Here is a 21453-nt window from a genome sequence, read left to right as displayed (position 1 = left end):
GTGAGTGCCATGTTCTTACCAGCGAGAATGCATAAACTCAAAATAATAACTCTGGATCAGTACTCTGATTCTGTCGTGCGCTCTTTGCACGAGGAAGGAATTGTGCAGATCCATGATATATCTGAGCGAATTCAACAGGACGCTGAGTGGGCACAAATTTTAAAACCATCCAAGGTTACTGGCTATACTGGTAAAATATCCTCTCTTTTAATGAAGACTACTGGAATTGTTGATTTTCTGGGAACTGTGTCTTCGGAAGATGCCGGGATTTTAGATATGGTGAAAGGTTTCATCAGTCCGGAAGTCTTTGATAAAAGAGAAGTTGAAGATATTGATGCCGAAGCTCTCTTGGATAAAGCTGAGTCAATGCTCAGCAATGTGGAAAGTAAAACCAGAAATATAGAAGAAAAATTAGCCATGATAGATGCTGAAAAAAATGAAAAAGTAGCAGCGCTGCAAACGGCTGAAAAACTTATAAACTTCGATATTAATTTTGATGATTTAAAAAATTCCAGATATTTATCAGTGATAACTGGTAAAATTTCCACAGAAGCCTACCAAAAGTTCCATGATGAATACGCTCAATCGAAAGACGAAATACTGGTCTATACTGACTCAGGAGAATCAAAAACCGACTTAAATATCTTGATCATATCTCTCAAAGAATTATCTGAAGAGATTGCCGGGGTATTAAGGCGGCTTGAATTTGAAAGATATGAGATTTCTCTCCTCTCAGGTAGGCCTAATGAAATAATTGAACTGTCAAATAATAGGCTGGAGGCCTTAAAAGAAGAGAGAAATTCTGTTTTAAATGACCTAAAAGATATTGCCTCAAAGTGGGAAGATGATCTTCTGGTCTTAAAAGAACAACTGGAAATTGAAAAAGAAAGAAATGAAATATTCTCCGCTTTCGGGGAAACCAAAAAAACTGTGATGCTGGAAGCTTGGGTTCCAGTTAAAAAAGAGAATAAGGCCCTGGAGACTATTGAACAATCTACCCAAGGCCATTCTGTGGTTGATGTTGAAAACCCTGAAGGGGACGATGTACCGGTTCATCTGGATAATCCGCGGTTTGCAAAACCATATGAATTATTTGTAGAGATGTATTCTTCTCCCAGTTACCGGGAAATTGACCCAACCATACTGGTAGCATTAGTATTTCCCTTTTTCTTTGGTTTCTGTTTAACAGATGCTGGTTATGGAGTAGTAATTGTGCTGGCGGGGCTGGTTCTGTACCGGGGAATGGGCAAAGTTAATCAGACCATGAAAAATATGGGTCTGGTGCTGGTTGCTTGTGGTATATGGGCCACGGTACTGGGACTGGTTACCAATTCGCTTCTAGGGGACTTTTTCCCTCGTTTCTTGGTATGGGAACTACCCACCGTTATAGAGGCTGTCGATGCTTTTAAGTATCCTCAAAACATCTTAATAATGGCTTTAACTGTCGGTGTTATCTACACCATTGTGGGCCTGGTTTTAGGGGCATACAATAACTTTAAAAGAGGAGAAACCAAACAAGCAGTGGGAAGCCAGATTGTGTGGCTATTAATGCTTTTAGGTGTAGGTCTTTTAGGTGCCAGTTACTTGGCTGGCTTTGGTTCCATCTACATTGGTGGAGCGATAGTAGCCGTGGCTTTTGTTATGCTAATTTACTTAAATGGAATGTTCGGTTTAATGGATATTTCCGGATTTTTAGGAACCATACTATCCTATGCCAGGTTACTTGCATTGGCACTGGCTACTGGAGGTATTGCCATGACTGTTAACATATTAACAGGCTTAATTGGTGAAATGGTACCTTATATTGGATTTATTTTAGCTCCCATAATATTCGTTCTGGGACATATTGCTAATGGGGCATTCCAGACCTTAGGGGCATTTATTAATGCTCTTCGTTTACATTATGTTGAATTCTTTGCACAATTTTACATTGGTGGAAGTTCTAAATTCAGAGCTTTCCAGGCTAAAAGAAAGTTTACAAAAGTTAGGAATTAATTTGGAGGAAAAAAAATGGTTGATATTGCATTAGGTACAGCTTTAGCAGCAATCGGCGCAGGTATTGCCGTAGGTTTTGCGGGTTTAGGTTCAGGTTTAGGTCAGGGTATGGCTGCAGCAGGAAGTGTAGGTGCAGTTGCTGAAGATCCAGATATGTTTGCACAGGGTATCTTGTTTACTGCATTGCCTGAGACTCAGGCTATTTATGGTTTCCTGATTGCTATACTGTTAATGGTATTTGGAGGAATACTGGGTGGAGAAACTGCTTTACCTGTAGAAGTAGGTCTGGTAGCTGTAGGTGCCGGTGCTGCTATAGGTTTTGCGGGTTTAGGTTCAGGTATGGGTCAGGGTATGGCTGCTGCATCATCTGTTGGAGCAGTTGTTGAAGATCCGGACATGTTCTCTCAGGGTATCTTGTTTACTGCATTGCCTGAGACTCAGGCTATTTATGGTTTCCTGATTGCTATACTGTTGATGGTATTTGGTGGAATATTAGGAGCTTAATAAAATGACCGCCGGGGCAGATAAAATTGTCTCCAGCATAATTCAAGAAGCTCAGAGCAAAGCTGATGAAATCATTCAAGAGGCACAATTAGAAAGTAATTCAATAACTGAGGCTGGAGAAAAAGAAGCCCAGTTGGAGAAAGAAAAAATTCTGGATGATGCCCAGAAACAATCTCGAATGAAATATCAGCAAATTATCTCTGAAGCTAAAATGAATGCTCGAAGAGCAGATCTGGAGGCTAGAGAAGAAGTAATTGAGGAATCATTCCAGAAAGCCTTTGAAAAATTAAGGATTCTGGCTTCCACATCTTCATCAGAATACAAGCAATCTCTAATCGAGATTATTACAGAAGCTTCTATGGAATGTGGGGGAGGAGAATTACAGGTTCTAATTAAAGTAGATGATGTTGATAAAGTTAAAGATTCCCTTAACGATATTGAAGCTGTAGTTGAAAAAGAAACAGGCACGAAAACCACTCTGGAACTTGGTGATAATATAAATACCATCGGAGGAGCCATTTTAAAAACTAAAAATGGTGAAATAGAGGTAAATAATACTATCGAGGCCAGAATGCAACGTTTCAAGAAAACATTACGTTATGAAGTTGCTAAGGTACTATTCGAATAATAGGGGAGATAAATTATGGCAGATAGCATTAGTGCAATTGTAACCTCAATGGGTTTCTCCTCTATTGAATCTTTTATAGGTCTTTTATTATTAGCAGGGTTCATTATAGGGGCTATTGTAGTTATAGTTACCATAAAGCCAGTATTTGAAATGTTCCCTTACGCATACCCTAATGCCAGAGTTAGAGCAAGAATCGGACGTTTAATAACCCAAAAACAGTTTTCAGAGATTCTCGAATCAGAAAATCTGGAAGAGGTAAAAAACTACCTGCGTGGTTTTCCAGAGTACTCCAAATATGTGGATAAATATCCACTGGAAAAAGCGCTGGATATTCAAATGGCAGAAACACATGATCTTATTGCCAGGATAGCTCCGGGGGGTATTAAAGACGTATTCCGCGTTCTACTTAAAAAATGGGATATAAGTAACATCAAAACATTGATTACTGCTAAAGAAGCAGGACTTGACCCTGAAAAGACCGCGGAACTATTAATTCCCTTTGGTGAAATAAGTGATGTAGTGGAAAAGCTGGTGGAAGTTAAATCTGTAACTGAGGTAATTATAGGTCTAGAGGGTACAGAATACTCTCAGATACTGGAAGACGCCCTAACAGATTACGAAGAAAAAGGGATGGTTCTACCCCTGGAAGCTGCTCTGGATAAATATTATTTAGAAAATCTATTAAAAGCAGTATCCGATCCATCTGATGCAAACACAACCTTATTACATCCATATATTGGTACCCAGGTAGATGCTTCAAATCTAAAAATAATTCTCAGAGCCAAAGCCGACGGACTGAAATATGATGATATAAGTCCTTACATGATTTCTAAAGGATATCAAATTAGAGATTGGAAATTAAAGGACCTTATGGAATCAGAAGATGTCTCTGGTGTTATTAGTGCCTTGGAAGGAACGGATTATTCTACTATTATGGTTGATGCATTAGCCGAATATAATAAAACAGGTTCTATAGCTCCCTTTGAAGCAGCATTATCTGGATATATTCAAAAAACTGCAAAAACCCTATCATTAAAAAAACCATTTGGAATAGGTCCTATGATAGGTTTCTTAAGCCGAAAGGAAGTAGAAATTAAGAATTTAAAAGTCATTGTCCGGGGCAAAAGAGAATCTGGATTTCCTGTCTCTGTGATTAAGGAGATGTTAATATGAAATCATCAATTGCAGTAGTAGCAGATGCTGATACCGTAACTGGCTTCAAATTAGGAGGCATTAAAGAAGGTTACGTTGTTGAATCAACACAAGAGGCTGAAGAAACTCTAACCACTCTGATTAAGGAAAAAACAGCCATAATCATAATCACCGAAAAAATAGGTGAAGAACTAAGAGAGGTTATTGAAAAATTCACCAAATCAAGTGCACTACCTATGATAATTGAGATTCCAGATAAATCCGGCCCATCAGATAGGGCCACAGATCCCATGAGGGAATTGATTAAAAGAGTTATTGGGGTTGAGATGGTAAAATGATTACAGAAGGAAAAATTATTAAAATAGCGGGTCCTGTTATCGTCGCTGATGGGATGAAGGGAACCCAGATGTATGAGATGGTTAAAGTAGGTGGAGACCGACTTATTGGTGAAATAATTGAGCTGGAAGGCGACACCGCTACCATTCAGGTTTACGAAGAAACTGCCGGTCTTAAACCCGGAGAAATTGTAGAAAGTACCGGGGGTCCTCTTTCAGTAGAACTGGGACCAGGTATTATTGGATCTATTTTTGATGGAATCCAGAGGCCTTTAGAAAAAATTAAAATCGTGGCCGGGGATTACATTAAAAGAGGGGTGGATGTTCCATCATTGCCTAAGGATAAAAAATGGACCTTTAAACCCCTGGCCAGTGCAGGAGATAAAGTTCAGGGTGGAGACGTTATCGGAGAAGTTCAGGAAACTTCTGCGGTTTTACAAAAAATCATGGTACCCCCTACTATCTCTGGAACTTTAAAAACCATAGCTTCCCCAGGGGAATATACGGTTACCCAAGACATCGCTGAAGTGGAAACCGAAAAAGGTGTTGAAAAAGTTCAAATGATGCAGAAATGGCCGGTAAGAAAAGGCCGACCTTACAAAAAGAAACTTGATCCAGACATACCACTAATAACTGGACAAAGAGCACAGGACACCTTTTTCCCTGTTGCTAAAGGTGGTACTGCAGCTATTCCTGGGCCTTTTGGATCAGGTAAAACAGTTACCCAACAGCAACTGGCTAAGTGGGCCGATGCAGATATTGTGGTTTATGTTGGTTGTGGTGAAAGGGGTAACGAGATGACAGAGGTACTCAAGGAGTTTCCTGAACTGGAAGACCCTAAAACAGGTAAACCTTTAATGGATCGTACGGTACTTATTGCAAATACTTCTAACATGCCAGTAGCAGCTCGGGAAGCATGTGTATACACCGGTATAACTATCGCAGAGTACTTCAGGGATCAGGGATATGACGTGGCTTTAATGGCAGATTCAACCTCCCGATGGGCGGAAGCTATGAGGGAAATATCCGGACGTTTGGAAGAAATGCCTGGTGAAGAAGGTTACCCTGCATATTTAGCTTCCAGATTAGCTCAGTTTTATGAAAGGGCTGGCCGAGTGACTACTGTGGGTACTGAAGAAAAAGTTTCATCAGTATCTGTTGTTGGGGCGGTTTCACCTCCGGGAGGGGATTTATCCGAACCGGTAACTCAAAACACTTTGCGTATATGCAAAGTATTCTGGGCACTGGATGCCTCTCTTGCTGATAAACGTCACTTCCCTTCAATTGATTGGCTACAGAGCTACTCGCTTTATGTAGACAGTGTACAGGGATGGTGGGCTAATGTTGATGCAGAATGGAGATCCAATAGGGACTTGGCCATGATTCTATTACAAAAAGAATCAGAGCTTCAAGAAATTGTCCAACTTGTAGGACCTGATGCACTTCCTGATAAGGAAAGGATAACTCTAGAAACCACCCGAATGATTAGGGAAGATTTCTTACAACAGAACGCATTCCACGAAGTGGATACTTACTGTTCTCCAGGTAAACAATACAAAATGCTTCAGACCATTATAATGTTCCAGGAGAAAGCTATTGCTGCTCTTGAAAGAGGAGCTGCTTCAGAAGACATCATCAATCTACAGGTTAAGGAAGATATTGGTAGGATGAAATTTGTTCCTGAAGCCGAATTCGAGGCCAAAGTTAAAGAAATCCAGGAAAAAATTGTAAAACAATGCAGTGAGGTATAAAAATGAATGTTAATATTAAAACCCGAGAATACACCACTGTTACTGAAGTAGCTGGTCCTCTAATGATAGTGGAAGGTGTAGAAGGTGTTGCTTACAGTGAGATAGTGGAGATTGTAACTCCTTCTGGTGAAAATAGAAGGGGGCAGGTTCTGGAAGTTAAAGAGGATCTGGCAGTAATTCAGGTTTTCGAAGGGACAAGTGATTTGAATACCGCCACCACCAAGGTTAGATTCACAGGTGAAACAGCTAAGATTGGTGTTTCCCTGGATATGATGGGCCGTATATTCAATGGTACTGGAAAGCCTATTGATGGTGGACCAGAAATTATCCCTGAGAAGGAACTGGATATAAATGGTAGTCCTATGAATCCTTCTGCCAGGGAATTCCCTGCAGAATTCATTGAAACTGGTATTTCAACCATTGATGGTATGAATACTCTGGTAAGAGGACAGAAATTACCTATCTTTTCTGGATCAGGATTGCCTCACAATGAACTGGCAGCTCAAATTGCCCGACAAGCAAAGGTACTGGCCCAGGAAACTGAATTTTCAGTAATATTTGCTGCTATGGGTATTACTCACGAAGAAGCTAACTACTTCATGCGGGACTTTGAACAAACCGGTGCACTGGAAAGAGTAACAGTATTCATGAACCTGGCAGATGACCCTGCCATCGAAAGGATTATTACTCCACGTATGGCATTAACCACAGCAGAATATCTTGCTTTTGAGCATAATATGCACGTACTGGTTATATTAACCGATTTAACTAATTATTGTGAAGCTTTACGGGAAATTTCTGCAGCACGAGAAGAAGTACCCGGAAGAAGAGGTTATCCTGGTTACATGTACACTGATTTATCCAGTATATATGAAAGAGCAGGACGTTTAGATGGTAAAGATGGTTCCATTACTCAGATGCCTATTCTGGTAATGCCTCAAGACGATATAACTCACCCTATTCCGGACCTGACTGGTTATATTACCGAAGGACAGATAGTATTAAGCAGGGATCTGCACCGTAAAGGTATCTATCCTCCAGTAGATGTTCTACCTTCCCTATCTCGGCTTATGAGTGGGGGTATTGGTGATGAAAGAACCAGAGAAGATCACAGCGGTGTTTCTGATCAGCTTTACTCTGCCTATGCAGAAGGCCGTGATTTAAGAGACCTGATGGCAGTGGTAGGTGAAGAAGCACTTACTGAAAGGGATCAAAAATTCTTAAAATTTGCTGAAGAGTTCGAAAAACAATTCATTACTCAAAGTAGAGATGAAGATAGGTCTATACAGGAAACTCTTGATTTAGGTTGGGAACTTCTGAGTTTATTACCTGTTTCTGAACTTAAACGGGTTCGGGAAGAACATATACCAAAATACCTGCCTAACTATGAAAAAGAATAACATTTCCTATTTTCTTTTTAGAGGGATAAAATGGCACAGGAAATGATTGAAGGGATTAACCCTACCAGGATGGAGCTTTTAAAGCTTAAAGATAGGGAAAAACTCGCAATTAAAGGTTACAGTCTTTTAAAAGAAAAGCGTAACGCTCTTATTATGGAGTTTTTCAATATACTGGAAAGGGTAAAAGGATCCCGAGAAAATGTAGAAGAAAAATTGAAGGAAGCTTTTGAAGACCTTACTACCGCTCAAATATTAATGGGTGACTTAGCAGTAAATAAAGCTGCCATGTCAGTTAAAGAGTCTATTGAATTGGATATCGACTCCCGTAGTATCATGGGAGTGGTGGTACCGGTACTGGATTCCACATCTTCTTCAAGGACAGTAGTTGAAAGGGGATACAGTTTTGTTGACACATCTGTAAAACTGGATGAGGCTGCTAAAAAGTTTGAAGAGTCTCTGGCACTTATCATCGAACTGGGTGAGATTGAGAAGACAATTGTACTTTTAGCTGGTGAAATTGAATCTACCAAACGAAGGGTAAATGCCCTGGAACACATAATCATTCCCCGTCTGGAAAATACAGTCAAATACATTGAAATGAGACTGGAAGAGATGGAAAGGGAAAACTTCGTTCGATTAAAAGTAATTAAAAAATCCATGGAGATGGAGTAATGGTCAGAATTCTAACCAGACTGGGTGAAGTTAAAAAAGACATGGAACAATATCGTGATGAGCTGGTAGATTTTAAGATTGGTACAATCTCCGGTAATCTGAGGGCCATAATTGCCGATGAAGATATGGAAATAAAAGCAGGAGAAGTTAAACCCATTAAAATCAAAAAAATCTCCTTACCAGGTAGCCATATTGCGTTCATGTGTGCTTATGCCGCCAACCAACTGGGGCACACCATTGCTGCAGGTGAGGAAACTCCCCTACCTTTAAGTATGGATCGAAACATGGACCATGCTACTTTTGTAGCTGCAATGGATGGATCTATACAAAAGGAAGATTTACTGGGTGTTTTGATTCTTTTACCAGTGGAACTCACACACTGAGTTCCTTATTTTTTTTTTTAAATTTTTATTAAAATACGAGGATTATTAACCTTAACTACAAAAATATAAAATCTCATTAAAATATTAATTTAAAAATAGTTATTTAGGTGGGACTCCTTTCCATTTCTATTTCTACATTTCCCAGTATATTTTTCATGGAAGTATAAACTTCTACCATTACGTCTTCGATTTGTTCTATAAGATCCTCCGTGGTGAATTTAATTTCTTCATAAGCTTCCAGTTTGGTATTTCTTTCAGATTCCAGATGACGCATAGCCCGGGCTCGCATTTGGCTTGGAGATGAACTCCTGCTAAAAAATTTTGTTATACGGGATGTTTCTTCATCCTCAAACTGAGAACGGATGTTACATCTACGCTTCAAATATTCTAATTCTATAGATCGAATATCTTCTGCAACATCCTTTTTCATTTCCAGCAATATTTCTCGCTTTTCCTTTAATTCTAAAAGGGTTTTTCGGGATTGTACCAGGGTGGACATCTCTATTTCAAAATCTACCACTTCGGCAATAATATTTTTATAATCGTCTATATCCATCTAAATCCCTTAAGTTTTATGAGTTTTTTATTTCTATAACTAAATTTATGAGGTCTTTATCAATTTGGCAGCTGGTTTGAATTTCATGGTTTTCCCTTTCCATTTCCCTTAACTTATAAAATATATTGGTTAAAGAAGTAGTATTAAAAAAACCATTTTCATTATCTGGTTTTGATGATATTAAAGTAATTATTATAGTTTTGTTATTAATTGCCACGTTATAATTAATGGCATTAAGATATATTCCATCAGAAAGCCTTAAAAGCAATTTAATATATTTTATGGGGAGCTGGCTTTTACTAATAATTTCTTTAATTTTATCATTTTCCCGGCACTGTTCCAGGTCTATTTCCACAAGGACCACCACTTCTATTATAAGTACTTACTGGCATATAAAAATAGTTAATATAGAGAGTTCTAAAATGTAAACATGAATGAGGATGATAGATCCCATCGATTATTAAAAAAACAGATTTTAATTTTAAATCGACACCTCCCTAAAAGGAGAAAAACACTCCAATTATTATTGGAAGAAGACAGGCCCCATGTTGTGGGATCCGATGGAACCCGGCACCGTTTTAAAAAGGATGAAATAAATTTACTAAAAAAAATCTTAGATGATTCGGATATAAAAAAACTAAAATTACCGATATATATGGAAATACAGTCAGTGAATTCTGGTGCAAAAATCTCTGGTAAATTAGAAACAGAGATTGTATGTAAAATTTTAAAGATTGAAGAATGCAGTGATCCTTTGTTTATATATAGGGCGGATTTAAAAAATTTAAGGAAAATACTTCCCTCCACTACCCAGTACATTTTTTTATTAAAATAAATATTCATGATTTATTTTAAATAGGATGCTGCATTATTAATAATTTATAAATAAATTTTAGAATAATTATTTAAATTGATACAATCATCTATTCTTTAAAAGATATTTTAATTAATTCTGGTGATAATATGAGCAAAGATCCTATAAAGGAATACTTAAAAGATCCTGATAGAAGGGCAAAGGCCTTTTTGGCTTTATCTGCTGCCATGGTTTTAACTACTATTCTAATTGTGATAGGTACCATTGTCTTTATTTTACTGGCTCTGGGTATTATTTAATTAAAATTCTTTTAACTTACCTTCAACATGGGAAGTAGCTCTATTAATTTTTTCCAGGCAATTATACAAGTTTTCACTGGAACAAATAAGAGTAACCAGTGGTTGTCCTGGTTCTATAATGGTATTTTCTAGAGGTAGATCAAAAACCCCGTTGTACTTCAAATTCCCTACTAATGACCTTTTTTTTGCAAATAAAATCTTTTTTATGGCATATTTTTCAGGAGAAGAAACTGATAATAATTCTCCTTCACAGGCCCTGATATGGGCTTCCATCATATTTATTCCCAAGACAGCTTCTGCACATTCAAAAGTTCCATGTAGTCGTGGATTTACTTCAATTATATAAATATCATCATTGGCAATTACCATATCTACTCCATTTGAACCGGTGAGTTTCAATTCATCTACAACTTCCTGGGCTACTTTTTTAAAAACCGAATCCTCACCGGGATAGGGTGTAATATTACCTCCATAAATGAATTCGGGTAATGCCGGGTTTTCCTCAGCATACAATTGTTTGCTACTCAGGATTGCCTGTGACTGAGTACCGGTTGATAGTACTGATGTTGAAACGTTTTCTCCAGAAACAAATTCTTGTAATATGAATTCAGATTCAGGATATGATTCCAAATTCATATTTTTAAATTTTTCTATCCCGTATCCTCCAGAGCCCTGCACTGGTTTTTTAATAAATTTTTTTTCTGGAAACTGTGCCGCGATTTCCTGTGCTTCAGCAATTTCTGATAAATGGTAGGTATCAGGAAACTTGAATTTATTTTTCAATTTATGATATAGTTTATATTTGTTCTCCACATTTTCCACTTTTTTATTTCCAATTATTTTGGATGGGGGGAACTTTTCAGGCACAGTACCAGTATAGCTTATAATGTGGTCCACTTCATCTATATATGATGATGATAACTTCATCAACAGCGAGGGATCAAAAGATTCTTCAAACTTACCACAGGAATTATAAGATTTTTGCTTTAAGATGCACTTTTTATGATGCCATCTATCAAAATCTATGGTACAAAAGTAGCTGGTAGAATATATTTCGTATCCTAATTGATATGCAGAATGGGCCAGAGGTCGGGTATTAACTCCCACAATAAGCATCTTTTCCATTTTTGAACCTTTAAACTAATTCTTATTTTAATGATAAAAATATTTTTTATTTTTTATAAAATTTCCCAGATTAAAGTCTCATGAAAAAATAATAAGTAGCAATTTAGTTTATCATTATTTACAATAAAATGAAAATAGAGATAGTCCCGAGCGGAGTCGAACCGCCGTCGCCGGGTCCAAAGCCCAGCAGGATTACCACTACCCCACGGGACTATTCAGGATTTTGGTATAAATTACCTGCTTAAATGAGGCAATCTAAACGTTTAACTGATATACTATTTAAAGTTATCGGCCCAGTAGTTTATTCCAGTCAGAATATATATTTCCTGTTTTTCGTTCGCCTATTAAATTGCTTTAAAACTTAGTTATTTTACTTTAAAATTCTTTTTTTAGTTTTATTTATTATGTGTGGGTTTTAAATAAAAAATAAACTAAAGAAAATAAAAAAAAATTTGAAATTTTATTATAACTTGTTTACTTCAAATTTTTCATCAACCCACAGCCCAATTACCTCCAGGGAGGGCAGCAACCTTTTCAAAACAGCCACTGATATTAAAACTTGCTTTTTATGTAATTCTTCACTAACCGGATTACCTGCACAGTCATGATGACCAACTACAAAAATATGGCGGGAACCATGCTGATTGGTGGAAATATTCAATTTTTTTAAAAATCCGGTGTCATACTTCTCCGCGGATAAAAGACCCACTATGCCTGGTTCAGTAATCATGTCCACGTATTCTACAGGATAGCTATCCTTTATCCAGTTTATCACTGGAAGCTGGGTACGACCATCCATACAATTTAAACATGTAGCAAATTTATTTTCCATCCAGCTCACCACCAATATCAGATATTATTTCTTTAAGTGGAGGCAAGTCTTTAAACCATTCCTGACCGGTGATTTCATTGGTACAGGAACAATACAACTTTGAAATTAAATCTTTAAGGTGGGGTGGTAACGATTCGGGATTAAGTGCACATATATTTTTCCATTGAGTCCTATTTTTTTCTTTAGCTTCTTCAGTTGCCGCATGCCAGCTTGAACCCCGGTAATGTATTCTGGTTATTTCTTTACTAACGGGCAAACCATTAAAGGTAAAACGACACTCATCCAGAGTACCCATAACATCCACTAAGATTAACTCTCTTTGGGAATTATAACCAACTTCTATTTTACCGTCTTCATTCACTATCCCTATTTTTGAGAATTCAGAGGTTATAACTTCATTTACAACCTTAAGGGCGTCTTTTAATTCTTCTATTTCTTCTGCACTGAGTCCAGAAATAGCCCGGGCTTCATCCCATTTCAGGTATCTATCAGTAACCTCCAGTTTGGTGGAAACATCAAGAACCGGCTTTTCAAGTTTTTCATCAGGTGAAGGTAATTCATCAAGCCCCAAATCTTTTAATTCTATTTCTCCTCTTTTTAACCTTCCAAATACACTACTTCCTTCAGGTATATAGTTCCTGTAGATCAATTCTAGAGGTATTAAAAAATTTCCTTTGAGGTTTTGATAGGCAGAGTAATCATAACCATCCTGGTGTAAAGGAGGTTCAAGAACATTCAGCAATTTGATTTCCATTTCACTGGATGGTTTTTCTAGTTGGGATAATTTTTTTGCCTTTCCATCTTCTACCAGGCCAATGTAATGTGTTTTGAATCCCATCTCCTCTAATTTTTCAAAAAAGTAAGCTCCAAGTAGGGCTATAGCTTCCCCTTTATGGGGTATGAGATCGGGCATTTCACCCCAATCAAAAATAGAGTATCTATCTGAAAATTTAAATCTTCCAATACCTTCTTGATCTTCATTTGGTTTTTTTAGTACTTTTAAGTCTTTTACACTACCCATGGTTTGACTCCTTAAATTTCATTGGTGAGTAGGGTGGTCTCACCTAATTCTTAATGATTAATAATGATTAGTAGCCGTATACTTTTATACTTAACGACTTATTTAATAATAAAGCAGAACAATATTATTATCAAGATATTCATGAAAATATAAATTCAAAAGAACTTAAAAAAAAATTTATATTAGGTTATTTTACCAGAAATAAAAATAAGCCACAGGAGTATAATTATGTATAAAAAAGATGAGAAAGATCTGGTGGAGAACCTGAATTCTAATAGGGAAGTTATTTCACAATTTGTAATTTCCAATAAAGAAATAAAAAGAGCAAAAACAGGAAAAAAATACCTTCAACTTACTTTATCAGACAAAACTGGTCAAATCGCAGGGAGGCTTTTTCCAGAAAAAAATATAGATGAAATATCTGATTCTATTAAATCTGGCAGCATATACCGGATAAAGGGAAAAGTCAGCGAATTTCCACGAAGTTCTGGAAACTTCAGTGCAATAATTAATAATTTCAAGGAACTTGAACCTGAAGAATATGACTTAAATGATTATATCCAAACTTCCCGTAAGGATAAAGATTTGCTGCTTCTGGAAATTTACAGTACCATTAAAAGCCTGGAAAATAAATCACTGAAGGAATTACTCAAGTCCTTTTTCTGTGATGAGGAATTCACATCCAAATTCAGTATCTATCCTTCGGCCCAGTACTATCATCACAATTTCAAGGGAGGCCTATTAGAACATACGGTGGGGGTTCTGGAAATCTGCAAAACTACCTGCCAGATTTTCCCGGAACTTGACCCGGATCTTCTTTTTACCGGGGCCATCCTGCATGATATCGGTAAGATGCAAACTTATGATTATGACTTCCTCTCTATAAGTTACTCCCGTCGGGGAGATCTCCTGGACCATTTATTTCTAACTGCGGAAATGGTTAAAGAAAAAATTAATAAATTAGACATGGATGAAGAACTGGCCAACCAGGTTCTACATCTTATATTAAGTCACCATGGGGAGGTAAAAAATGGATGGGGATCTCCGGTAAATCCTAAAATTCCTGAAGCAGTGGCTCTTCACCATGCAGATAACCTGGATGCTAAAGTAAAGGGAATGTTGCAGCAGAGATAGATGCTATTAATTAGACAAATCAAATTAGATACTAAAAAATTATGATACCCCATCCACTTTAAGATCATGAATTTAAATGAATTAAAAAAACAAATAATCCTTAAATGTAAGGAAATGAATATTCCTCTAACCGGTTTTGCCCCGGTTGAAAGATGGGAAAAACAATCTAAGCATCTTCCTAATAAATTTAAGGAATGGATACCAGAAGAATTCTGGCCACAATCTATTTATCCAGAGTGCAAAACAGTGATAGTCATTGGACTACCTGTACCTCCCCCTATTATAGACACAGCCCCTTCTATATACTACCATGAACTATATAAAACAGTCAATAACCTTCTGGATATAAGGGCTTATGAACTGGCAAATTTTATCACCGAAAAAGGATATCCCTCTATTTCTCTCCCTCGGGACGGTTATGGGGACATTGAAGTATTATTAAAAAAACCTCTGGCATTTTTTTCCCACAAACACGCTGCATATCTGGCTGGTTTAGGTTCATTTGGTTTAAGTAATGTCCTGCTTACTCCTGAATACGGTCCACGGGTTAGATTCAATTCCATATTCACTTCTGCCCCTCTGGAACCATCTCCTTTAAACTCAAATGATTTATGTACCCGGTGCCTGGAATGCTTTAAAAAATGTCCTGCAAATTCCATACCTCCGGAAAACTTGAAAAACGAATTTTTTCCAGATATAATTGATAAAAAATCATGCGCCCTTCGCAGCAAAAGCCTCAGAAAAGAGTACCGATCTCCCTGTGGAATATGTATTAAAGTCTGCCCGGTGGGAAAAGATAGAATTGATTTTAAAAGAGATATAAAGACTGGTATTGCTGAAGATAAATATAAAAAAGCCCGGAATCACATTCAAAGTTATGGAACTAAGTTAAAAAAATCACCATAACTAGGCATTATTTTCATATTTAATTCTAAGCTTAAAATTTAGCTTTATCATTCATATATGGACTCACCGGTATCAATATTCCAGCTTTGAATTCCCAGCACCTTTCCACTATATGCATCCACCCTAACATTACCCACCATAGTTCCGGCGGCATGTTGGGCTTCGGCAATAGTTATCATAGGAACATAATACACTCCACTTTTTAATGAAGGATTACCTGCCCTCAAATTATTAAAATTAGAGCTAGAAGCCATATAATTTGATGCTATTTTTTGGGCCTCTGAAGCAGATATCATATTTTCCTGACTTTCTTCGGTGCGGGGTGTTTCTGGACTGGTGTTAGTGGTGTTATTGGTCTGGTTAATAGTATTATTATTTAAAACAGGACCTGAATCTTTAATTAACAGGTAAGCCACTAAAGATCCTAAAACCAGTACGATTAATACCAGCAATATTATTATATTTCGGGTATTCAATACAAACCCTCCTTATAATAGTATGTTTTAAATAATTGTTAAATATTAACATGTTTAAAGTGGCTTAAATATTTAAAATCGCATTTTAAAAAAATGAGGGAGTATTACAATTGACTAATGTTCCAGATGGTAAATCAAAAATCCCAGAGTAAATCCCAGCACGCTAAATACTATAAATGCTTGAAGGGAGGATTCAATAACTGACTCTAGATTAAAATCATTTATAATCATTCCCCATACAAAAAATACCCCTCCCCCCAGGGCTCCTAACAACATACCAATACTCAGAGCATAAAACAAACGCCTTTTCAAAAAAATCTCCACCATAAAAGTTATTATTATTTTTCAAAAGCTTTTTTTACTTTTTGCAGTGTTTGAGGAATATCAATCATCTGAGGACAGATATTATTACATTTACCACAAGCTTCCATTTCACTACATTGAGAAGCCCGCTGATTCTCTTTTAAAAGTCCATGGTAATGTTTTTTTATTCCATTGTCGTTATCAAACATTTTATAAGTGTTATAAATATTGAAATTTTTAGGAATATCCACCCCTTTAGGGCAGGGCATGCAGTAACCACAGGAAGTACAATCAATGACTATTTTTTCCCGATAAGTTCTCCTAACTTCTTTTATTATTTCATAATCATTTTTAGTCAATGAATTGGCCTGAGTTTTTGATGCCAGTTTTATATTTTCCTGCACCTGACTAAAACTTGACATTCCACTTAATGCCACATTTGTTTCAGGATAATCCCAAACATATTTCAAAGCCCATTCCACGGGTTTTTTTGGCTCATCAGCCATTTCCCATATTTCTATAATATCTTCAGGAATATTACGGGTCAAACATCCTCCCCTCATAGGTTCCATGATTATGGTACCCAGACCCTGGGAAGCAGCATATTTTAAACCTTCCCGCCCAGCCTGGTAATTTTCATCCATATAATTAAATTGTATTTGACATACATCCCAGGGGTAGGACTCCAATATTTCTAAAAAAATGTCAAATTCATCATGAAATGAAAAACCAGTATAGTTGATTTTACCCTCTTCTACCGCAGAGTCTAAAAAATCCAGTACATTTAATTTCATTAAATTTTCCCAGTAATCCTTATTCAGGGAATGTAAAAGATAAAAATCAATTTTATCAACTTTAAGGTTTTCCATCTGATGTTTTAAATAATAATCCATGTCCTCTGGTTTATTTATGAGCCAGGTGGGTAGTTTGGTGGAGATATATACCTTTTTTCTCAGTTCAGGATACTGTTCAAAAAAATTTCCCAGAAATATTTCGCTCTGGCCATTATGATAAGGAAAAGCAGTGTCAATATAATTTAAACCATTTTCAATGGCATATTTAAGCATATATGTTGATTTATCCGGATCAATAGCACCCTTACCATCAAGAGGCAGCCTCATTGCTCCAAATCCTAATATCGATACATCTATTCCAGTAGAACCTAATTTTCTATAAAGCACTTATTCACCCGTTATTTTTGATAGGGCCAATTGTTTTAAGATAAAGCGAGGATTTTAGTTCATATAAAATCATGAAAATCAGCATCTTTTTTATTTAGAATACCCTTATTTTAAATCCCTATTCATAACTTTTATTATTCTTCAAATATCAGATTAAAACTATTTATGTAGATTACAACACTCAATCCACAAACAAAAACCACATATTTCCTTCAGATCACTTGAATCTAGCCTATTTGATAGTAATTCTATGATATGCTCATAAGTAGTAATATCATGTTTTTCAAGGCCCAGACAGTTAAGAGTTTTAAGATCCATTTTTTTAACATTATCTTCAGCCGAGGGGGACTGTTTACAGGTGTTTTCAATATTGTGGGGGCAGCAATAACAAATATCATCAGTACTGCTAATCACTTTTAACAGGGTTTGGGGATTATTTTTTAGAAAATTAACTATTTTATCCATATTTTTAACAAATCCCTGACTATAACCTCGTCCCTGGAAGCCCTGGATGCAAAGCAAATGGTGAGCTCTGATATTTAATATATCAGAAAACTCTTCCAAATCTTTCTTCATTGGATTAAAATTCTTCTTTGGGAACAATTACTTTTGTAAAAGCAGATGCTCCAATAATTTTTATTATATCGCCTACAACAAAAGGTAACAATCCCATAGCCATTAAATTCCATATTTCCGGAGTGGTCCCGGTGCTGGTATACATCCAGGTAGCCAGTACCAATAACCCGGGGACATAAATCAGGATGAAGCTGGCAAATGTCATTAATCCCAGCATAGGTACAAAGTTTCGGGATTTAATATATTTATCTGCAAAATGCCCTAAAAATAAAGCGGCCAGTATAAATCCAATCAGATATCCTCCGGTGGCTCCCAGAATTGTTTCATATCCTCCAGTCATTCCCGCAAACCAAGGTACTCCTATAACTCCCAGCGCAACGTAAAAAAGCTGGCTTAACCCTCCCCAGTATTTGCCCAGCATGATGCCTGAAATCAAAACTGCGAAGGTCTGAGCAGTAATAGGTACTGGTGTCCAGGGCAATGGAATTACCAGTTGGGCCATAACTCCAGTTATACAGGCCATGAAAAATGCCATAACTGTTTTATTGGCCATAGTTTGGTTTGCTCTCCATTTAAAAAGATCATAACGCTTTTTATAATAATCATTTAGAGTTATATTCATAGAAACTCCTCCCTATTTATCAAATGGTACTCAAACAGAAACCTATCATAATTCTACATACTTATTGAAATCTTGAAAATTTGAAGAAATATTTAACTTCCTTAATTAAATAGGTTAAATTGATATAAAAGAGTTTAGTTATAAATCGCTTCAAGTACGAATCTTAATACTAATAGTATTATGTATAAAAATTTTTTTTATTAAAAGACTAGAATTAAAAATAACTAATTTAAAAGAACTATCTCCATGATGATCAAATCATTGTAAGTTCACAACACAGGCGATATATTAATTAAAATCCTTATTTTAAAATTAACCCATATTCTTAACTTTATCCACATAAAGATCGATTTTGAATTTTCGTCTCAATCCATTATCATTCATATATCTAACTTTTCCAAAAATTTCCCTTTCCTTCCAGGCCCGGTCATGTTTACCAAAACACCAGGCTACGCCGGTAAACCCATTGGGATCCCTACCATCTATCTCATATTTGTCATTGAGATACAAAGCCATATCATATGCTTTACGTGGATCATCAACCCACTCCAAAATCTTTTTACCCCAGTACATCCTCATGTAACCATGCATCTTACCGGTGATAACCATTTCCTTTTGGGCGGCATTCCAGTACGGATCATGGGTAAGGGCATTCTCCAGCTCCTCCAAGGAATATTCATATTCACGGGGATCATTACGATGTTCCAGGAGGGTTTTTTTAGCCCAGTCAGGTAAACAATCAAATTTATCATAATGGGGATTATAGTAAACCATATTCATGCTTAGCTCCCTTCTAATGATTAATTCTTCCAGATAGGCATCGCTTCCAACACCAGATCTTTTAGAAACTTCTAATGCTAGATAAAGTGGTGAGATATGCCCAAAATGAAGATAAGGGCTCATATTAGATAAAAAATTTTCAGTAGGATTATTTCTCAAATCAGCAAAATGATTCAATTTATTTTTTAAAAATGATTCAAAAATTTTAATACCGGTAGAGGTTCCACCAGTAAAAATAGAGGCCGGAACTGATTTATCCACCTTAAGCTTTTGGAGCGTAACTCCTGGATTACTTATATCCATTGAATCAAAATCAAAGTCCATGGAGCTTTTATAAACCTTCCTTTCTTTTAAGGGCACCATAAAAAATTCCAGCACCTTATGGATTTTACGGCGCAGGGTACCTGCAGAATATTCCTCTTTAGGGGATGCAGTTTCTAGAGGCACCACCACATTACTCTCTATTTGAATTAAGGGAACTTCAATATTATTGGCCAACTCCTGGTGCCACTGGCGCTGTATACTTAAATAACCCTGATCGGTAATGGTTAATGCGGCTTCTTTAGATATTTCCAGTGCTCCCTTTTCAGGGGATATATTCTGCACCACCATCTGGATATTTTTCTCCTGCAATGATTTTTGGGTGTCTTTTAATCCTTCCACTAAGAATTGATAATGGCGGTGGTTGGCTTCAGGAAAATCAGGGGTTAATCCAAAAAAACATAAAAGGGGTAAATCCATTTCACGGGATTTTTCCAGAGCAAATTCCAGAGCATGATTATAATGGCTTCTAGGAGAAGACTGCATCCAGTAAAGTATATAATCTCCTTTAACTGCAGATTCATCATTTAAATATTTAATTCTATCCTCTTGGATCACTTTAAACAGTCCCAAATTCCTATCTTAGCGATAAACGGTAGTAACTGGTATTAATTCTACGGGATATGGCTCAAAAAAGGTTTGATGTCTTAGATAATCATCTTCAAAGCGTATAATCCATGATTTTAGCAGGTTAAGACACACTAATAGGGGCATAACGCCCTGGCGATATTTTTCAAGGGCATCTAAAAAGAAAGCTTTTTCTTCGGTATTTAATTGCTTGGAAAAGTGACCAAAAGCATGCAGGAGAACATTAATATTGGAAGGGGCTTCAATAGGATTATTTAATGCGTGATAAAGCATTTTTTCATATTCAAGATATAAATCTTCAGATCCTTTATCATTTTTTTCTCCAATCATTCTTCCCATTTTTCGAACCAACTCCTGGTTGTAGGCCATTAAGAGAAATTTATTTTGACTTTGGAAATCAATTAAATCAGAAAATATCCTATTTTTTTTGATTTGTCTAAATCGGGAGAGAGTATAAAGTTTAATAAGAAAATCTTCCCTTAATTTAAGATTTCTAAGCCTACCTTCATCTTCTATGGCCAGTTCAGGAAATTTATTCAACACAGCTCCTCCAAAAAATCCCTGTCCATCTGTACGGGGACGGCCTTCTACCTCAGGATATATTTTAATATTATTCATTCCACAAGATGGAGAGCGATTTTTAAGAATAAAACCATCAAAATCAGCTAATGGCGTTAAAAAATTTTCAGCAAATTCTTTCATATCCTCGGTAACGTCCTTTCCACTAGCTGGCTGGATTAAATGCAATTTTTTATTCTTTTCTATGATACGAATAGGCTTTCGGGGGACTCCCAATCCGATTTCCATTTCTGGACAAACAGTTTCAAATTCGACATAATCTTCCAGCTGCTTAACAAAAGGACTACCAATAACTGAACCATCGTATCTACAGTTATCATGTTCAATACATCGACTTAAAATAAGTTTAGGGGTGGGAAATTTTTCCATACTATCTCTCCAGAGCTTTCGATATAATTAATAAAAATTCAAATAATTATGATTACAGATTACTTTAATTTTAGAACATATAGTTTTTTTGTAGATTTGCGCATTCTCTTTATTTGGCAAAATCAGATAAAAATATTAATAATAAATCATA

25 protein-coding genes and 1 tRNA gene are annotated in these 21453 nt (G+C 36.4%); 13 read left to right on the top strand and 13 right to left on the bottom strand.

What is annotated here, in order from left to right; all coding sequences use genetic code 11:
- The first annotated feature begins 9 nt into the window (after positions 1-9).
- From HYG87_RS03910 to HYG87_RS03870, 9 genes are read left to right on the top strand one after another with little or no spacing between them, the layout of a single operon-like run.
- The gene (locus HYG87_RS03910) at positions 10-1995 is read left to right on the top strand and encodes a V-type ATP synthase subunit I (RefSeq protein ID WP_211534204.1); all 1986 of its coding nucleotides are present in this window, start codon (positions 10-12) and stop codon (positions 1993-1995) included.
- Positions 1996-2010: 15 nt separating this feature from the next.
- Complete coding sequence (locus HYG87_RS03905; RefSeq protein ID WP_211533920.1) at positions 2011-2499, top strand: V-type ATP synthase subunit K; 489 nt, start codon at positions 2011-2013, stop codon at positions 2497-2499.
- A gap of 4 nt (positions 2500-2503) precedes the next feature.
- Complete coding sequence (locus HYG87_RS03900; RefSeq protein WP_211533919.1) at positions 2504-3127, top strand: V-type proton ATPase subunit E; 624 nt, start codon at positions 2504-2506, stop codon at positions 3125-3127.
- 15 nt (positions 3128-3142) lie between these two features.
- Positions 3143-4300, top strand: a complete 1158-nt coding sequence (locus tag HYG87_RS03895; protein WP_211533918.1) for a V-type ATP synthase subunit C — start codon at positions 3143-3145, stop codon at positions 4298-4300.
- Complete coding sequence (locus HYG87_RS03890; RefSeq protein WP_211533917.1) at positions 4297-4617, top strand: V-type ATP synthase subunit F; 321 nt, start codon at positions 4297-4299, stop codon at positions 4615-4617. The genes HYG87_RS03895 and HYG87_RS03890 overlap by 4 nt, the downstream gene beginning before the upstream one ends.
- Positions 4614-6365 carry an ATP synthase subunit A gene (locus tag HYG87_RS03885; protein ID WP_211533916.1) on the top strand — a complete coding sequence of 584 codons (1752 nt, stop codon included), beginning with the start codon at positions 4614-4616 and terminating at the stop codon, positions 6363-6365. Before HYG87_RS03890 ends, HYG87_RS03885 begins: the two co-directional genes overlap by 4 nt.
- A gap of 2 nt (positions 6366-6367) precedes the next feature.
- On the top strand, positions 6368-7765 hold the full coding sequence (locus HYG87_RS03880) for an ATP synthase subunit B (protein ID WP_211533915.1): 1398 nt from the start codon (positions 6368-6370) through the stop codon (positions 7763-7765).
- A gap of 30 nt (positions 7766-7795) precedes the next feature.
- Positions 7796-8437 (top strand): V-type ATP synthase subunit D, encoded by a 642-nt coding sequence (locus tag HYG87_RS03875; protein ID WP_211533914.1) that lies wholly within the window; start codon positions 7796-7798, stop codon positions 8435-8437.
- Positions 8437-8820: a DUF22 domain-containing protein gene (locus HYG87_RS03870; protein WP_211533913.1), complete on the top strand. Its 384-nt coding sequence runs from the start codon at positions 8437-8439 to the stop codon at positions 8818-8820. The genes HYG87_RS03875 and HYG87_RS03870 overlap by 1 nt, the downstream gene beginning before the upstream one ends.
- Positions 8821-8923: 103 nt before the next feature.
- Here HYG87_RS03870 and HYG87_RS03865 read toward each other — a convergent pair whose 3' ends face one another.
- Positions 8924-9376, bottom strand: coding sequence for a hypothetical protein (locus tag HYG87_RS03865; RefSeq protein WP_211533912.1), 453 nt, complete (start codon positions 9374-9376; stop codon positions 8924-8926).
- 16 nt (positions 9377-9392) lie between these two features.
- Entirely contained in the window at positions 9393-9731 is a 339-nt protein-coding gene (locus HYG87_RS03860) for a hypothetical protein (protein WP_211533911.1), read from the bottom strand.
- Between the two features lie 75 nt (positions 9732-9806).
- Between HYG87_RS03860 and HYG87_RS03855 the strand changes: the two genes are divergently transcribed.
- Together HYG87_RS03855 and HYG87_RS03850 are read left to right on the top strand one after the other, a co-directional pair.
- On the top strand, positions 9807-10211 hold the full coding sequence (locus HYG87_RS03855; protein WP_211533910.1) for a DUF61 family protein: 405 nt from the start codon (positions 9807-9809) through the stop codon (positions 10209-10211).
- A gap of 128 nt (positions 10212-10339) precedes the next feature.
- Positions 10340-10489: a hypothetical protein gene (locus tag HYG87_RS03850; protein ID WP_211533909.1), complete on the top strand. Its 150-nt coding sequence runs from the start codon at positions 10340-10342 to the stop codon at positions 10487-10489.
- Here the strand turns inward: HYG87_RS03850 and HYG87_RS03845 are convergent, their stop codons facing one another.
- The 4 genes from HYG87_RS03845 to HYG87_RS03830 form a co-directional block, all read right to left on the bottom strand.
- Entirely contained in the window at positions 10490-11614 is a 1125-nt protein-coding gene (locus tag HYG87_RS03845) for an ATP-grasp domain-containing protein (protein ID WP_211533908.1), read from the bottom strand.
- A gap of 141 nt (positions 11615-11755) precedes the next feature.
- Positions 11756-11827: transfer RNA gene (locus HYG87_RS03840), tRNA-Gln, on the bottom strand.
- Positions 11828-12077: 250 nt separating this feature from the next.
- Positions 12078-12446 (bottom strand): carbonic anhydrase, encoded by a 369-nt coding sequence (locus tag HYG87_RS03835; RefSeq protein ID WP_211533907.1) that lies wholly within the window; start codon positions 12444-12446, stop codon positions 12078-12080.
- Positions 12436-13467, bottom strand: a complete 1032-nt coding sequence (locus tag HYG87_RS03830; protein WP_211533906.1) for a phosphoribosylaminoimidazolesuccinocarboxamide synthase — start codon at positions 13465-13467, stop codon at positions 12436-12438. Before HYG87_RS03830 ends, HYG87_RS03835 begins: the two co-directional genes overlap by 11 nt.
- A gap of 228 nt (positions 13468-13695) precedes the next feature.
- Here HYG87_RS03830 and HYG87_RS03825 point away from each other — a divergent pair, with 228 nt between their 5' ends.
- The gene (locus tag HYG87_RS03825; RefSeq protein WP_211533905.1) at positions 13696-14601 is read left to right on the top strand and encodes a 3'-5' exoribonuclease YhaM family protein; all 906 of its coding nucleotides are present in this window, start codon (positions 13696-13698) and stop codon (positions 14599-14601) included.
- A gap of 66 nt (positions 14602-14667) precedes the next feature.
- Positions 14668-15507 carry an epoxyqueuosine reductase gene (locus HYG87_RS03820; protein WP_211533904.1) on the top strand — a complete coding sequence of 280 codons (840 nt, stop codon included), beginning with the start codon at positions 14668-14670 and terminating at the stop codon, positions 15505-15507.
- 47 nt (positions 15508-15554) lie between these two features.
- Here HYG87_RS03820 and HYG87_RS03815 read toward each other — a convergent pair whose 3' ends face one another.
- The 7 genes from HYG87_RS03815 to HYG87_RS03785 all read right to left on the bottom strand — a co-directional run bounded on the left by HYG87_RS03815 (position 15555) and on the right by HYG87_RS03785 (position 21302).
- A complete protein-coding gene (locus tag HYG87_RS03815; protein WP_211533903.1) occupies positions 15555-15983 on the bottom strand; it encodes a hypothetical protein in 429 nt (142 codons plus the stop codon).
- 114 nt (positions 15984-16097) lie between these two features.
- On the bottom strand, positions 16098-16295 hold the full coding sequence (locus HYG87_RS03810; RefSeq protein WP_211533902.1) for a hypothetical protein: 198 nt from the start codon (positions 16293-16295) through the stop codon (positions 16098-16100).
- Between the two features lie 26 nt (positions 16296-16321).
- Complete coding sequence (locus HYG87_RS03805) at positions 16322-17467, bottom strand: aldo/keto reductase (protein ID WP_211533901.1); 1146 nt, start codon at positions 17465-17467, stop codon at positions 16322-16324.
- A gap of 159 nt (positions 17468-17626) precedes the next feature.
- The gene (locus HYG87_RS03800) at positions 17627-18043 is read right to left on the bottom strand and encodes a DUF1284 domain-containing protein (protein ID WP_211533900.1); all 417 of its coding nucleotides are present in this window, start codon (positions 18041-18043) and stop codon (positions 17627-17629) included.
- Positions 18044-18047: 4 nt separating this feature from the next.
- Positions 18048-18659, bottom strand: a complete 612-nt coding sequence (locus HYG87_RS03795; protein ID WP_211534203.1) for a biotin transporter BioY — start codon at positions 18657-18659, stop codon at positions 18048-18050.
- Between the two features lie 318 nt (positions 18660-18977).
- The gene (gene phrB / locus HYG87_RS03790) at positions 18978-20324 is read right to left on the bottom strand and encodes a deoxyribodipyrimidine photo-lyase (protein WP_211533899.1); all 1347 of its coding nucleotides are present in this window, start codon (positions 20322-20324) and stop codon (positions 18978-18980) included.
- 24 nt (positions 20325-20348) lie between these two features.
- Positions 20349-21302: a YbgA family protein gene (locus tag HYG87_RS03785; RefSeq protein ID WP_211533898.1), complete on the bottom strand. Its 954-nt coding sequence runs from the start codon at positions 21300-21302 to the stop codon at positions 20349-20351.
- Between the last annotated feature and the right edge of the window lie 151 nt (positions 21303-21453).

It is taken from the genome of Methanobacterium alkalithermotolerans (genome assembly GCF_018141185.1).
Taxonomy (GTDB): Archaea; Methanobacteriota; Methanobacteria; order Methanobacteriales; family Methanobacteriaceae; genus Methanobacterium_F; species Methanobacterium_F alkalithermotolerans.
Note: the sequence above shows the minus strand (reverse complement) of the source record. Positions and strands in the feature narration are given on the sequence as shown.

Bases quoted from the DNA above. Each gene is read 5' to 3' on its own strand.
- HYG87_RS03870 (WP_211533913.1), top strand. From the start codon at position 8,437: ATGGTCAGAATTCTAACCAGACTGGGTGAAGTTAAAAAAGACATGGAA.
- HYG87_RS03885 (WP_211533916.1), top strand. From the start codon at position 4,614: ATGATTACAGAAGGAAAAATTATTAAAATAGCGGGTCCTGTTATCGTC.
- HYG87_RS03865 (WP_211533912.1), bottom strand. From the start codon at position 9,376: ATGGATATAGACGATTATAAAAATATTATTGCCGAAGTGGTAGATTTT.
- HYG87_RS03830 (WP_211533906.1), bottom strand. From the start codon at position 13,467: ATGGGTAGTGTAAAAGACTTAAAAGTACTAAAAAAACCAAATGAAGAT.
- HYG87_RS03900 (WP_211533919.1), top strand. From the start codon at position 2,504: ATGACCGCCGGGGCAGATAAAATTGTCTCCAGCATAATTCAAGAAGCT.
- HYG87_RS03820 (WP_211533904.1), top strand. From the start codon at position 14,668: ATGAATTTAAATGAATTAAAAAAACAAATAATCCTTAAATGTAAGGAA.
- HYG87_RS03905 (WP_211533920.1), top strand. From the start codon at position 2,011: ATGGTTGATATTGCATTAGGTACAGCTTTAGCAGCAATCGGCGCAGGT.
- HYG87_RS03835 (WP_211533907.1), bottom strand. From the start codon at position 12,446: ATGGAAAATAAATTTGCTACATGTTTAAATTGTATGGATGGTCGTACC.
- HYG87_RS03890 (WP_211533917.1), top strand. From the start codon at position 4,297: ATGAAATCATCAATTGCAGTAGTAGCAGATGCTGATACCGTAACTGGC.
- HYG87_RS03880 (WP_211533915.1), top strand. From the start codon at position 6,368: ATGAATGTTAATATTAAAACCCGAGAATACACCACTGTTACTGAAGTA.
- HYG87_RS03845 (WP_211533908.1), bottom strand. From the start codon at position 11,614: ATGGAAAAGATGCTTATTGTGGGAGTTAATACCCGACCTCTGGCCCAT.
- HYG87_RS03910 (WP_211534204.1), top strand. From the start codon at position 10: ATGTTCTTACCAGCGAGAATGCATAAACTCAAAATAATAACTCTGGAT.
- HYG87_RS03850 (WP_211533909.1), top strand. From the start codon at position 10,340: ATGAGCAAAGATCCTATAAAGGAATACTTAAAAGATCCTGATAGAAGG.
- HYG87_RS03825 (WP_211533905.1), top strand. From the start codon at position 13,696: ATGTATAAAAAAGATGAGAAAGATCTGGTGGAGAACCTGAATTCTAAT.
- HYG87_RS03800 (WP_211533900.1), bottom strand. From the start codon at position 18,043: ATGAAGAAAGATTTGGAAGAGTTTTCTGATATATTAAATATCAGAGCT.
- HYG87_RS03785 (WP_211533898.1), bottom strand. From the start codon at position 21,302: ATGGAAAAATTTCCCACCCCTAAACTTATTTTAAGTCGATGTATTGAA.
- HYG87_RS03855 (WP_211533910.1), top strand. From the start codon at position 9,807: ATGAATGAGGATGATAGATCCCATCGATTATTAAAAAAACAGATTTTA.
- HYG87_RS03895 (WP_211533918.1), top strand. From the start codon at position 3,143: ATGGCAGATAGCATTAGTGCAATTGTAACCTCAATGGGTTTCTCCTCT.
- HYG87_RS03875 (WP_211533914.1), top strand. From the start codon at position 7,796: ATGGCACAGGAAATGATTGAAGGGATTAACCCTACCAGGATGGAGCTT.